The organism is Methylobacterium sp. NEAU K (genome assembly GCF_030700285.1).
In the GTDB taxonomy this organism is placed as follows: Bacteria; Pseudomonadota; Alphaproteobacteria; order Rhizobiales; family Beijerinckiaceae; genus Methylobacterium.
In genome coordinates, this window is the sequence record NZ_JAUYZJ010000004.1 from 102,848 (window position 1) to 116,634 (window position 13,787).

Here is a 13,787-nt window from a genome sequence, read left to right on the forward strand (position 1 = left end):
GCATTGTGCCGATTTTAGGCCCCGCTGCACGCGTTCCCTGTTCAATCCCCGGCGACGGCCGCCCGGGTGGCTGAAATGTCTCACCCGCGACGTGTATCCGGCTTGTGTCGAAGCGCACCTGCGCGGCCCCTTCGCAGGGCCGAAAGCGGTTGCTCGCTCCTCCCCGCCGACCCATGATCGCGCTGTCGTGATCGGCACCGTCACCGGTCGGGAAACACGAGGTTCGATCCGCCGCCGATGCCAGAGGTCCATGCCGGCTCCTACAAGGAAGCGATCCTGTTCCTCGTCACGGCGGGCATCGTGGTGCCGCTGTTCCATCGGCTGCGGATCTCTCCGGTGCTCGGCTTCATCGGCGCCGGCGCCCTGCTGGGACCCTTCGGCCTCGGGCGGTTGGCCGATACCCATCCCTACGTCCACCTCTTCACCATCGGCAACCGCACCGAAATCTCGCACCTCGCCGAGTTCGGCGTGATCTTCCTGATGTTCATGATCGGGGTCGAACTGTCGTGGGAGCGCCTGCGGATCCTGCGCCGGCTCGTCTTCGGCCTCGGCTCGCTTCAGGTCGGCTGCTCGGCGCTGATCCTCGGGGCGATCCTCTACGGGCTGCAGGTGCCCCTCGCCGGTGCCGTCATCGTCGGCATCGGGCTCGCCCTCTCGTCGACCGCCGTGGTGCTGCCGGTCCTGGCGGAGCAGAAGCGGCTGAATGCCCCCGCCGGCCGCGCGAGCTTCGCGGTCCTTCTGTTCCAGGATCTCGCGGTGGCGCCGGTCCTGTTCGCCATCGCGGTGCTGGGCCGCGGCGACGACGGCGACAAGGGCTGGGCGCTGGCCATGGCCCTGGGGCAGGCGGCCATCGCGCTGGTTCTGATCGTGGGGGCCGGCCGCCTCGCCCTGCGGCCGCTGTTCCACCTCGTGGCGCGCACGCGCTCCACCGAGCTGTTCATGGCGGCCTGCCTGTTGGTCATCGTCGGCACCGCGCTTACGGCGGCGGCGAGCGGCCTGTCGATGACGCTTGGCGCCTTCGTGGCCGGGCTGCTGCTGGCCGAGACCGAGTACCGCCGGGCGATCGAGGCGACGATCGACCCGTTCAAGGGCCTGCTGCTCGGCGTCTTCTTCGTCTCCGTGGGCATGAACCTGGATCCGGCCCAGCTCATGGCGACGCCGGGCGCGATCGTCGGCCTGTCTCTGGCCCTGGTGCTGATCAAGGCCGCCGTGGTGATGATGGCGGCGCCCGTCCTCAAGATCCCCCGGCCTGTTGCGCTGGAGGCGGCGCTCCTGCTCGGGCCGGGCGGTGAGTTCGCCTACGTGCTGATCGGGGGGGCGGTCGCCACAGGGCTGGTGCCGGAGGACGTGGGCGCGGCCGCCCTGGTGGTGACCACCGTCACGATGATTATGATCCCCGCGCTCGCGGCCCTCGGGAGGCGGCTGAGCCGGCGCGCGACGCGCGCCGCCCAGGCTGCCTTCAAGGCGGAGCCGCTGCCGGACCGGATCGAGAACCGGGTGATCATCGCGGGTTTCGGCCGCGTCGGCCGGCAGGTGGCCGAGATGCTGGACCGGCACGCGATCCCGTATCTCGCGCTCGATTCCGACGCCACACGGGTCGCCGAGCAGCGCCGTACCGGCGCACCGGTCTATTTCGGGGATTCCGGCAATACCGAGATCCTGCGCCGCTGCGATATCGCCACGGCCCGCGCCCTGGTGGTCACCCTCGATAATCCGCGGGCCGTCGAGGCGGCGGTCACCGCGGCCCGGGCCGAGCGGCCGGACCTGACGATCGTCGCCCGGGCCCGCGATGCCCGCCACGCCTCCGCCCTGTACGAACTCGGTGTCGACGACGCGGTGCCCGAGACCATCGAGGCCTCGCTGCAACTGTCGGAGGCGGTGCTGGTCGATGTCGGCGTACCGATGGGACTCGTGATCGCGTCGATCCACGAGCGGCGGGACGAGTACCGCGCGATGCTCAAGAAGCGCGAGAACGAGGCTAAGCCGGTCTTCCGCGCCCGGCGCACCGTCGGTAAGGCCCTCGGCAAGCCGCCGGCCAAGAGAGAGCCCGGACGCCAGGAGGAAGCCGCCGGCCAGGAAGCGTGAGCCGCCGGCTCAGGCCGGTGCGGGATGCACGTCGCCGAGCTTGGGTCGCCGGGTCACCCGCGTGCGCGGCACAGGCTCGAACCCATCGGCGAAGCTGCACCGGTAGACGATCTCGTCCGCCGGCCCGAGGCCCGTCACCAGGGGCACCGTCACGGTGTCCCCCGAAAAGCGCCACCCGCGCGCGCCCTTGTCCCAGTACAGCCAGACGGTTCCGGGGAATCCCCGCAGGGTGAACACCGCGGCCTTGCGCGACAGGGCCTGCACGGCGCGCGGCGCGTACATGCCCTTGTTGCGGTAGGCCTCCCGGGTCGCCTCGGGCTGGCGATCCATGAAGGTGTTGTGCACCAGCTGAATCGTCGCCCCCGGCTTCCCGAGAAACCGCTTGAACTCCGTCAAATTCCGCAGGATGACCGCCATCGCAGGTCTCCTCGCTTCCCCGGTGCGGCACGCGTCGTCGCGGCCGGACACACCTGATGAAGTGAGTTGAGCGAATCCCGTGACAGTTTCAGTGACCGCCAGAGGCTTGGTCGGGCACATATCAACAGATTCTCCGAGTTATGCCCAGCTTATGCGTCGCATGAGCCGCTGGAGACTCTCCGAGGGCCCTGGATGAGGGGTCTGTGTGCCGCTGAATCTTGTCGACCTTCTGAGACGACTCGGAAAGAAGGCCAAGAAGACCTGCCGTGCTCACGGGAAGCTTGTCCGATTCGCGGGGGGTTGACCTGGGCGTTCTGCTGGCGCGTTCTTCGGGGATGCTGCTGCAGTTCTTCACGGCGCTCCGGGACGCCAAGGTGCCCGTTTCCCTGAATGAGTACCTGACCCTGCTCGGCGCCCTCGACCGGGGCCTCGCGGATCGGGATGTCGAGGCGTTCTACTTCCTCTCGCGCACGGCGCTGGTGAAGGACGAGGCGCATCTCGACCGCTTCGACCGGGTGTTCGGCACCGTGTTCAGGGGGCTGGAGACGCTCGGCGAGGCGGTGGACCCCGTGGCCGTCCCCGAGGAATGGCTGCGCAAGCTCGCGGAGAAGTACCTGACCGAGGCCGAGAAGGCCGAGTTGCAGGCGCTGGGATGGGACAAGCTGTTCGAGACGCTCAAGCAGCGCCTGGCCGAGCAGAAGGGGCGCCACCAGGGCGGCTCGAAGTGGATCGGCACCGGCGGGACCTCGCCGTTCGGCGCCTACGGCTACAATCCCGAGGGCATCCGCATCGGCCAGGACGGGAACCGCAACTTCCGGGCGGTGAAGGTCTGGGACAAGCGCGAGTTCAAGGATCTCGACGACGACCGCGAAATCGGCGCCCGCAACATGCGGCTGGCGTTGCGGCGGCTGCGCCGCTTCGCCCGGACGGGGGCCGCCGAGGAACTCGACCTCGACGGCACGATCCGCGAGAGCGCCCGGCAGGGCTACATCGACGTGCGGCTGCGGCCGGAGCGTCGCAACGCCGTCAAGGTGCTGCTGTTTCTCGACGTGGGCGGCTCGATGGACTGGCACATCGAACAGGCGGAAGCGCTGTTCTCGGCGGCGCGCTCGGAGTTCAAGCACCTCGCGCACTATTACTTCCACAACTGCCCCTACGAGGCGGTCTGGACCGAGAACCGGCGTCGGCACGAGGCCAGGACCCCCCTGCTGGAGGTGATCCGCACCTACGGGAGCGACTACCGGGTGGTGTTCGTGGGCGACGCCTCGATGAGCCCCTACGAGATCGCCACGCCCGGGGGCTCGGTGGAGCACTGGAACGAGGAGGCCGGCGCCGTTTGGATGCAGCGGCTGCTCGACCACTTCCCGAAGGCGGCGTGGCTGAACCCGGTGCCCGAGACGCACTGGGGCTACACCCAGTCGATCGGGATGATGCAGCGGCTCGTCGCCGGCCGCATGTTCCCCCTCACCCTGGACGGGCTCGACGCCGCGGCGCGAGCCCTCGTCCGGTAGGCGCGTCTAACCCTGCTGGGCGGGGGTCGTGACCACGAGACCGTCGAGCGCCGGCGAGATCTTGATCTGGCAGGACAGGCGGGAGTTCTCGCGCACGTCGGTGGCGAAATCGAGCATGTCCTGCTCCATGTCCTGAGCCTTGCCCACGACCTCGAGCCACGCGTCGGCGACGTAGACGTGGCAGGTGGCGCAGGCGCAGGCGCCGCCGCATTCTGCGTCGATGCCCGGGACGTTGTTGCGCAGCGCCGTCTCCATCACGGTCGCGCCGACGCTGCCTTCGACGGTCCTTTCCGTCCCGGCGTGGTCGACGTAGGTGATCTTGGGCATGCTCGGCTCCGGGCTCGCGTCGCGCGGTCTCGCTTCGACGGGCGGGGTGACTGCTTGGCGGCTGGGGCCGCGGAATGCAAGCGCGGCGGCGGTGGCCCGTCCCGGATCGATCGCCGCATCGGCGCGCGGGCTACCGCCCCTGCGCCGGGCTCTACGGTACGCGCGCGATCTCGGCCAGCGCGGCCGCGACCGCCTGCGAGAGCTCGGCGAGGTCGAGGTCTTCGGCGCCCGCCCGCAGCCGCGCCTCGGCGGCGTCCGCGAGCGCGCGGACCCGCACGGCGCCGACGCCCGCGGCCGAGCCCTTCAGGGTATGGGCGAGGTCGGCGCGCTGCGCTTGCGGCTGGGACGGGTCGGCGAGCCGCGGCAGGATCGACCGGCATTGCCCCGCGAACAGGGCCAGCACCTCGCGGGCGAGGTCGGCGTCGCCGCCCGTCTGCGCGTCGAGCTCCGCGCGGTCGATGGGGTGCATGGCCGGGCTCCCGAAATCCGCATTCTTCTGGGGGTTGCCGAACCGATCCCCATGATTCACCCCCCGATTCGCCGAACGGGGATCGCGCAGAAGCCCTCGTCTGCGGCAAGGTGGTGGAGCCGGAAGGCGGCGGGCCCGGTAACCATTCCGTTAACGTTTCCTGGGGCCGGGCGGCGGCTCGGGTATCGGCAATCGGTGCCCGCGTCTAATCTTCAATGGTAAACGGGGTGTTGCGTCTCTGGCATCAGCCTCCCCAGGTGCCGGTGAACCCGTGTGACGAGGCGTTGAATGGCGACCGAAAAGAAGCTGAAGGACCCGGCCGAGGCCGCGCTCTCCGCGATCGAGCAGGCGCTGAACCTCGACGCCCTGACGCCGAACGGTGCCGAAGGGCGCGCCGAGCCGCGCCTGCCCGATGTCGGCGACGCCGATCCCCTGCTCAACGGTGTCGCCGAACCGGCGGGACGCCTGACGCCGCCGCGCCTCGATCTCGACCCGCCCCTGGCCTCCGACCTGCCCCCGCCCGGCCGCGAGCGCCCGCGCCGCGAGGGCGGCCTGCTGCCGCCCGACCGCTCGCTGGTGGCCAACGACGACCGGCGCAACATCGGCATCCTGCAGCAGACCCTGCGGGTCCGGTCCTCGCCCAAACCCTACCTGTTCGCGCTGCTGGCCGGCCTCGCCTGGATCGCCGGCCTCGCGTTGGTCGCTTGGCTTCAGTCGGGGGGAGACCTGCGCGGTGTCGTCTCGGGCCTCACCGCCCTGCAGGCTACGGTGGGCGCAGCGGCCCTGCTGGGACCGGTCGTCCTGTTCGTGATCGCCGCCATGCTGGCGGCCCGCGCCCAGGAGATGCGCCTCGTCGCCCGGGCTGTCGGCGAGGTCGCGGTGCGCCTCGCCGAGCCCGAGAGTTTCTCCACGGATGCCGTCCTGACCATGTCGCAGACGGTGCGCCGGGAAGTCGCCGCGGTCGGCGACGGGGTCGAGCGTGCTCTCGCCCGGGCCGGTGAGCTCGAGACGCTGGTGCGCGGCGAGATCGCCACCCTGGAGCGGGCCTATTCCGACAACGAGATCCGCATTCGCTCCCTCGTCGAGGAGCTGGTGGCGCAGCGGGAATCCATCGTCACCAACGCCGAGCGGGTGCGCGGCGCGATCACCGGCTCGCATCAGAGCCTGAGCCAGGAGCTGGAGGGCGCGTCCGAGCGGATCGTCATGGCGCTGACCGGCGCGGGTGAGCGCGTGACTGGGGCGCTCGACGCGAGGGGCGCCGCGATCACAACCTCCCTGGGCGAGGCCGGCGACCGGGTCGTCAGCCTGATGACCGGGCGCGGCGACGAGCTGATCGACCGCCTCGTGGATACCAGCGACAGCGTGCGCGGAAGCCTGCTCGAGGTCGGCGAGACCCTCACCCGCGGCTTCGAGAGCCGTGCCGGCGACGTGACCGGTGCCTTCGAGGCGGCCGGTGTCGCCCTCACCGGGCGGCTCGCCGAGAGCGCGGAATCCATCGCCCACAGCCTCGCCGAGACCGGCGCGCGGGTGAGCGAGGCCCTGGATCGCCAGGGCAGCACCGTGCGCGAGAGCTTCGAGCGCTCCGTCGCAGGCCTGGAAGGCGCCTTCCTGTCGCGGGGCTCCGAGCTGACCGAGCGCTTCAGCGCGATGGGCACCGAGGTCACCGCGCGCTTCGCCGAGACCGGCTCGGCCCTGACCCAGGACATCGCCGGCCGCGGCATGGCGCTGCGCACCGAGATCGAGAGCGCGGGCCTGTCCGTCGCCGAGGCGATCGAGGGCCGCGGGCGCGATATGCAGGCCGCCCTGGCGCTGGCCGTCGGCGGCGTCGGCGAGACGCTGGCGCACCATGCCGGTACGGTGCGCGACGACCTGATCGGCACCGCCGAGCGGATTGCCGAGACGATCGCGGACCGCGGCGGCACGCTCGCCGAGCGCATGGACGGCATCGCCGCGCGCCTGCACGACACGGTGACGGTGCAGGCCGCGGATCTCGAGAGCCGCGTCGAGGCTGCGGCCGAGCGCGCCGGCGGCCGCATCACCGACCAAACGCAGGTGGCCACGGAGACCCTGGAATCCGCCTTCTCGGCGCTGGGCCATGGTTTCGAATCCGGCGCCGCCGCCGCCGTCAAGTCCCTGCGCGGCACCGTCGAGAGCCTGTCCGGCGACATCGGCGGCCGGACCGCCGAGGCCGTCGAGGCGCTTCGGCGCGGAGCCGAAGAGGCGACCTCCGCCCTGCGTGGCTCGGCAAGCGCCGCCACCGGCGAGGTCGAGGCCCGCACCCTCGAGGTCGTGCAGGTCTTCGAGCGCCGGGTCGCGGATTCCGCCGCCACGCTCGCCGCGCGCACCGAAGAGGCGGCGGAGGCGCTCCGCGCCGCCGCCGATCAGGCGGGCAGCGCCGCCGAGACCCAGACCCGGGACGCGTCCGCCCGGCTGGTCGAGACCCTCGAAACGCTGCGCAACGCGTCCGCCGAGGTGACCGGCGCAGTCGAGGCCGAGACGGCGATCCTGCTGACCCGCTTCCAAGACGCCGCCGACCGGGCCGGCACGGAACTCGGCGCGCGCGGCTCCGCCGCGGTGTCGGCCGTGCGCGCCGCCCTCGACGAGCTCAACCGCGAACTCGCCGCACGCACCGACGACGCGACGGGCAGCCTCGCGCAGGCCGCACGCGCCATCTCCGAGGATCTCTCCGCCCGCGTCGGCGAGATCGAGGCGGCGTTCGGCGAGCACGGCCGAGGCGTCGCCCACCTCCTGACCAGCCACGCCGAGGAGACCCAGGCCCGCATCAGCGGCACCGGCCGCGACATCGTGCTCGCGGTGGCGAGCCAGGGCGCGCGCATCGCCGACACGCTCAGCCAGACCGGCGCGAGCTTCGCCGAGACCGCCGACGGGCGTGTCCGGGCGATCGACGAGACCTTGGGCAATCGCCTGACCGCCCTGCAGGAGACCATCGCCCGCGGCGACATCCTGGCCGACCGCATCGGCCGCGACACAGCGGCGCTCGGCGAGAGCGTCGGGACGCGGCTGGAGGAGATGGACCGCCTCATCACCGTCAAGGGCCAGGCGGTGGCCGACACCATCGCGAACCGCGCCCGGGAGGCGGGCAGCCTGATCGAGGATCATCTCGGGAACCTGGAGGAACGGTCCGCCAAGCGCGCTGCGGAGATCGGCGAGGCGGTCGCGAGCCTCGTCGAGCACATCGACGGCCGGATCGGAAACCGCACCACGTTCCTCAACGACGCGCTGCGCGCCCGGACCGTGGAGATGGCGCGGATCATGGACGAGGGCGGCCGCAAGCTGGTCGAGGTGCTCGACGGTCGCGCCGAAGGGCTCGGGCAGGAGATCGAGCGGCACACGGGCGCGATCGCCCGCCGTATCGACGAGAGCGCCGGCCGCTTCGACACGGGCGCGATCAGCCGGCTGCAGGAGATCGCCGCATCGCTGGAGGAGCGTGCCCGCTTGGTGGACGAGAGCTTCGGCGTGCAGGCCTTCGAGGCGATCCGCCTGATCGAGGCTCGCACCCGCGCGGTGGACGCCGAGCTGACCGGCCGCACCCGCGACCTCGTCGCGACGATCACCGACCGGACTGGCGGGATCGACAAGGCGATGGCCGAGCGCATCGGCGCGCTGATCGGTGCCGTCGAGGAATCCACGCGCGCCCTCGAAGCCTCGCTGTCGACGCGCATCCAGGACATCGTCGGGCTCGTGGACGAGCGCGCCCGGAGTGCCGACGCGGCGCTCTCCGCCCGCACCGAAGCCGTGCGCACGGCCTTCGCCGAGCGCTCGGAGCTGCTCGCGCAGCTGATCGACGAGCGCATCGCCGTCATGTCGAGCGAACTCGACGAGAAGGGCCGGACGGTGTTCGGAGCGATCGGCGGCCGCATCACCGAACTCGCCCGCCTGTTCGATCGCGGCGGCACGTCGCTGGCCGAGCTGATCGACCAGCGCGGCGAGAGCGTCCTGTCCAAGCTGCAGCAGACCATCGCGGACGCCGAGCGCATGCTGGAGGCCGGCGAGGGCCGCCTCGGCCACACCCTGTCGAGCCGCACCGCGGATATCAGCGGCCTGCTCGACGAGGGCGTGCGCACGGTCCACGGGCTGCTCGACGACCGCACCAACCAGATCCGCGTGATGCTGGATGGCCATGCCGGAACGCTCGCCAGCACCCTCGACGGCCGCATGGGACCGCTCAACGAGGGACTGGATGGCCGTGGCCGCGAGCTGATCGCCGCCGTGGAGGGCGCGTTCGGCAGTGCCGCCGGGGCCCTGGAGGCCCGCACGCAGGCTCTCGGCAGCCTGTTCGACGAGCGCCTGGGACACCTGGAGAGCTTGGTCGAGGGGCGCGGCAACCGTCTCGCCGATACCCTCGACGCCCGCGCCAAGGGGCTGCGGACCCTGTTCGAGGAGGCCCAAGCCGCGCTCGACGCGGTGGTGGAGGGCGGGGGCGGTCGCTTCGCCGCCTCGGTCGACGCCAGGATCCAATCCCTGCGGGCGATGCTGGAGGAAGCGCCCGCCGCCGTTTCCGCGCTGGTCGAGACCCGCGAGCGCCAGCTCGCCGCCACCCTGGATGCCCGCACCCAGCGCCTGCGCGGCCTGTTCGAGGAGGCCCAGGCCGGCCTGCGTGACCTCGTGGAGGTTCGCGGCCAGGAGCTCGCCGAGGCGATCACGGCCCGGACCGAGTGGCTGCGCCAGACCCTCGACGCGGCACCCGCCGACATGGCGGACCTGCTGGACGCCCGCTTCACGGATCTGCGCGCCCTGCTCGAGCGGGCGCAGGCCGGCCTCGGCGAGGTGGTCGCGGGCAGCGGCCGCGAACTGGCCGGAACGGTCGAGACGCGCACCGAGGCCCTGCGGGCGACCTTCGCGGAGGCGCGCAACGCGATCGAAACGCTCCTCAGCGATCGCAGCCAGGCGCTGATCGAGGCCGCCGAAGGCCGCACGGGTTCGCTGGTCGAGGCCTTCGACGCTCGGCTCCGCGACCTCGACGGGATCGTGCAGGGCCGTACCGAGGCCCTGGCGCAGACCGTCGAGGCCCAGAGCGAGGCGCTGGCTCGCGGCGTCGACGCCCGCGCCGACGCGTTCACGCAGCGCATCGACAGCCGCATGCGGTTGTTCGCCACCCTTGTCGCCCAGCGCGCCGAGACGCTGGCCAACGCCTTCGACGACCGGCATGAGGCCTTCGCGGGGCTCATGGACGAGCGCACGGCCAGCCTCGTCGCCGCCCTGGACGAGCGGGCGCGGGCGCACGCCGAGCAGGTCGACGCGCACAACGCGGCCCTGGCCGAGACGCTCAGCCGGCGCGAGGCCGCGCTGGCGGGCTTGATCGACGCGCGCACCGAGGCGCTGGGGAACGGGTTCGAGCGGCGCGCCACTGCGCTGGGCGCCCTGGTCGACGCCCGCGGCGAGGCCCTGTCCCGCCGCCTCGCGGAGGGTGCGGAGATGCTGGTCCGCGCCATAGAGGAAAAGGGCGGGACGCTGCTCGCCAGCGTCGACGGCAGCGGACGGGCGATCGGCGACAATCTGGACGGGCACGTCGAGCGCCTGCGCACGGCCATCGACGGTCCGATGCTCGACCTGTCCCGGTCCCTGGCCGACCGGGCCGATGCGATCGAGCGGGCGCTGACCGAGACCGGCATGCCGCTGGCCGAGACCCTGCGGGTGCGGACGGAGGAACTCGCGGCGCAGTCGCGGGCCTCGGCGGAGCTGCTGCGCGCTGCCGTCGACGACGGGGCGGGCCACGCCCTCACGGAGCTGTCCGAGACCAACGACCGGCTGGGCCGGGAGCTGGGCGCGGTGCTCCAGCGTATCGAGGGCGCTAACGCCGCCCTCGGCGAGCTGGTCACTGGAGCCGACACGAATCTCGGTGCGATCGAACAGGGCCTCGCGGGCCGTGTCGAGCAGGTCCAGGCGGCGCTGCAGCGCATTGCCTCCGAGACCGGCCGTGCCACTGCGGGCGTCTCGGAGCAGGTCGAGGCTCTGCGTCGCGTCGCCGAAGGGGCGCTGCGCGAGGCGTCCAGCCTGGCCGAGACCCTCGACGTCCGGGGGCATACCCTCGGCGAGCAGACCACCGCGCATGTCGCGGCGCTCGATCGGGCAGCCTCCTCGCTCGCCGCGATCGAGGAGCGGCTGGGCGCGACGCTGTCGGGCCGCGAGGCGGCCCTGGCGGAGGCGCTGGCCGGCTTCGAGGCGCGCGCCAGCGCCCTGGAGCAGCACGGCGGCACGCTCGCGGAGACGATCGAGCGCACCCTGCGGGCTGCCGAGGAGCGTGCCCGCAGCATCGGCGAGGCGTTGACCCGCTCGGCGGAGGGCGCCGGAGCCTCGGTCACGAGCGCCTTCGAGGGCCTGAAGGACAGCGCGGGCGCCGAGAGCGAGAAGGCGGCCCAGGGCGTGCGCCGGGCCATCGAGGAGGCGGCCCAAGACATGCGCAGCGGGCTCGAGGCGGCGCAGGCCAAGTTCGGCGACTCCGTGTCGGCACTGCGGGAGATGGCGGCCTCGATCCGCGGCGAACTCGACGCGACCCGCGCCGAGCTGGCCCGGGGCGTCCTCGATCTGCCGCGTGAGACGCAGGATGCCACCGGCGAGATGCGCCGGGTGGTGGCCGACCAGATCAAGGCGCTCAACGAGCTCTCGGCCCTGGTCTCGCGCACCACGCGCTCGGTCGACGTCGCGCAGCCGCAGGCCCAGCGGCGGATCGCGGAGGGCGGCGCACGCGCCGTCGCCGCACCGCAGGCCAGTGCGGCGGCTCCGGCCTCGCAGGCCCCGGCGCTGCCGCCCCCCGCGGCACCGGCGCGGTCCGCGCCCAGCCAGGTCCGGATCGAGGCGCCGCGGCCGTCCGCGACCGCCCGTCCCGACGTTCCGACGGCCGGCGGGGCCAAGCGCGGCTGGCTGTCCGACCTGCTGACCCGCGCCTCCCTGGATGACGACGGCGACGACGCGGAGCCGGCGGCGACCAACGCGGCCGCTCCGACGCCGTCGGGTCGTCAGCCTCAGGCTCAGGCGCCGGCCGAGACCGGACGGATCGCCCTCGACACGATCTCCACCGACATCGCCCGGATGATCGAGCACCGGACCGCCGTGGATCTGTGGGAGCGCTACCGCCGCGGCGAGCCGAACCTGTTCGATCCGCGCATCTACACGCAGCAGGGCCGGACGACCTTTGCGGAGATCCAGCGCCGCTACCGGTCGGATGCGGAGTTCCGCCGCAGCGTCGACCGGTACGTGGGTGAGTTCGAGCGGCTGCTGGGAGACGTGGTCAAGAACGACAGCGACGCCAAGCGGACCGACGCCTACCTCACCTCGGAGACGGGCAAGGTCTACACCATGCTGGCCCATGCCAGCGGGCGCTTCGACGGCGCATGATCCCCACCGAGACCCTGACCAGGAGCGCCGTCGGCGGGTTCTGGTCAGGACGAACGGGCGAGGACGGCACTGCCCTCGGTGCGGGGACGGAACGTCACAGCAGGCCCAGGCCGGCGAGTTCGCGGCGTAGGGCCTCGGGCATCTCGGCGAGGTCTCCGGACTCCCCGGCCCCGAGGTCGCCCGGCGCGTCCCGGGCCGTGAGGTAGCGCCAGCCCTGGAACGGGCGGCAGGGCCGGGGCGTCACCGGAACGAGACGCGGGTCGAACACCAGCCGGCAGCGCGGGATGCCGTCCTCGCCCGTCAGCGGCTCGATCGCCGTGATCGCCTGCCGGCAGGACAGCGTCCCGCGGATCACCCAGTAGATCGAGCCGCGGCCCGCGATCTCGCGATGGCGCTTGGGCAGCGTGCGCGTGACGTGGAACGGGTCGGCCGGCCGGCCGTCACGGAGCGCCTCGGTCCGGAACCGCTCCTGCCGCACTTCGAGATCGGCGATGGAGGCGGGGCCGACACAGAGCTTGATCAGGTGCAGGGCCACGGAAGCGCTTGTCTGGAGGCCCTCGGGGGGCGGGCGCCCCTGATAGCAGGGTCCGGGACCGTGCGCGCGGTCAGGCGAACAGGGCGAGCCGCCGCTCCGGCGGCAGCGCATCGATCTCGGCGAAGCCCAGGATAGGCCTCTCCGGCTCCCCCGGCGTCCGGGCGCGTTCGGCGACGGCGGCGACGAGGCCGGCCCAGTCATCCGCGGCCGCGTCGTCCGCGGGCAGATCGTCCGCCGAAGCGACCGCCTCGGACGCGTCGGCTTCCGCGACCGTCTCACACCCCTCCCCGTCCGAGGCGGGCAGGAACATGATGTCCTCGTGCAGCGCCGGGCTGCCGGGGCGGGCGACGAGGGCCGCCGCCGTGACGGCCGGAACCTCCATGGCGATGTAGCGGTCGATGTCGCTCTGGCAGAGATCGAAGGGCGGGGCATCCCGGCGCGTGCCGGCTGCCCGCTCGCCCGGCATGGGCGGGATCCGCTCGGCTTCGCTGCCCCAGATCGCGATCATCGCCGAGAGGCGATCCTCCAGGTAGCGCAGGGTGTAGACGATCCGGGCGGTGCGCTGGGCGGTGAGATCCTGGAACGAGCAGGCGGTGTAGATCGCCGTCGCGTGCCGGTCGAGGGTATCGCAGGTCGCCGCGTCGCAACCCCGCTCGCGCAGGGTCCAGGCCGCCTCCTGGATGGCCTCGGCCGAGCCGAGGATGTCCGATGTCGCCTGCTCGGTCTCCCGCACGATGGCGTCGAGGGCGAGCGAGGCCTGGGAGAGCCTGGTCTGCTCGTTGTCCGGAGCGTTGATCGCCGCGATCTCGTCCTTGGTCCGGCTGATCGCCTCGGCCATCTCGACGAGGTTCCCGCGCAGGTGCCCGAACGCACCCGCGCTCCGGTCGGCGGTCATCGTGTTCTCGAGCCGCGCGATCGCCCCGAGCAGCATCTCAGTGTCGGCGGCCCGGTTGCGGCGGGCATATTCGGCCAGGAACCAGCGACCGCGTTCGCTGGCGCACATCGTCGCCTCGATCGCCTCGTATTCGGCCGAGGCGTTCGCGCTCAGGGAGGCTGAACCCTACATCGAGACTCTTCCCAACGCCGA

Annotated in this window: 8 protein-coding genes; 3 read left to right on the top strand and 5 right to left on the bottom strand. The window is 72.4% G+C overall.

Annotation, left to right across the window (positions count from 1 at the left end; all coding sequences use genetic code 11):
* Positions 1-237: 237 nt before the first annotated feature.
* On the top strand, positions 238-2,085 hold the full coding sequence (locus Q8W67_RS04865; RefSeq protein WP_305541552.1) for a cation:proton antiporter: 1,848 nt from the start codon (positions 238-240) through the stop codon (positions 2,083-2,085).
* Between the two features lie 9 nt (positions 2,086-2,094).
* Here Q8W67_RS04865 and Q8W67_RS04870 read toward each other — a convergent pair whose 3' ends face one another.
* Positions 2,095-2,502: a hypothetical protein gene (locus Q8W67_RS04870; RefSeq protein ID WP_305541554.1), complete on the bottom strand. Its 408-nt coding sequence runs from the start codon at positions 2,500-2,502 to the stop codon at positions 2,095-2,097.
* Between the two features lie 335 nt (positions 2,503-2,837).
* On the opposite strand from Q8W67_RS04870, the gene Q8W67_RS04875 reads away from it, so the two are divergent.
* Positions 2,838-4,013, top strand: a complete 1,176-nt coding sequence (locus Q8W67_RS04875; RefSeq protein ID WP_305541851.1) for a VWA domain-containing protein — start codon at positions 2,838-2,840, stop codon at positions 4,011-4,013.
* Positions 4,014-4,019: 6 nt separating this feature from the next.
* On the opposite strand, the gene Q8W67_RS04880 is transcribed toward Q8W67_RS04875, so the two are convergent.
* Positions 4,020-4,340: a 2Fe-2S iron-sulfur cluster-binding protein gene (locus Q8W67_RS04880; RefSeq protein WP_305541556.1), complete on the bottom strand. Its 321-nt coding sequence runs from the start codon at positions 4,338-4,340 to the stop codon at positions 4,020-4,022.
* A gap of 151 nt (positions 4,341-4,491) precedes the next feature.
* Positions 4,492-4,809, bottom strand: a complete 318-nt coding sequence (locus Q8W67_RS04885) for an Hpt domain-containing protein (protein WP_305541559.1) — start codon at positions 4,807-4,809, stop codon at positions 4,492-4,494.
* A gap of 288 nt (positions 4,810-5,097) precedes the next feature.
* Here Q8W67_RS04885 and Q8W67_RS04890 point away from each other — a divergent pair, with 288 nt between their 5' ends.
* On the top strand, positions 5,098-12,165 hold the full coding sequence (locus Q8W67_RS04890; protein WP_305541561.1) for a hypothetical protein: 7,068 nt from the start codon (positions 5,098-5,100) through the stop codon (positions 12,163-12,165).
* Positions 12,166-12,259: 94 nt separating this feature from the next.
* Here Q8W67_RS04890 and Q8W67_RS04895 read toward each other — a convergent pair whose 3' ends face one another.
* Together Q8W67_RS04895 and Q8W67_RS04900 are read right to left on the bottom strand one after the other, a co-directional pair.
* A complete protein-coding gene (locus Q8W67_RS04895; RefSeq protein WP_305541564.1) occupies positions 12,260-12,700 on the bottom strand; it encodes a DUF1489 family protein in 441 nt (146 codons plus the stop codon).
* A gap of 70 nt (positions 12,701-12,770) precedes the next feature.
* Positions 12,771-13,703: a hypothetical protein gene (locus tag Q8W67_RS04900; protein ID WP_305541567.1), complete on the bottom strand. Its 933-nt coding sequence runs from the start codon at positions 13,701-13,703 to the stop codon at positions 12,771-12,773.
* Between the last annotated feature and the right edge of the window lie 84 nt (positions 13,704-13,787).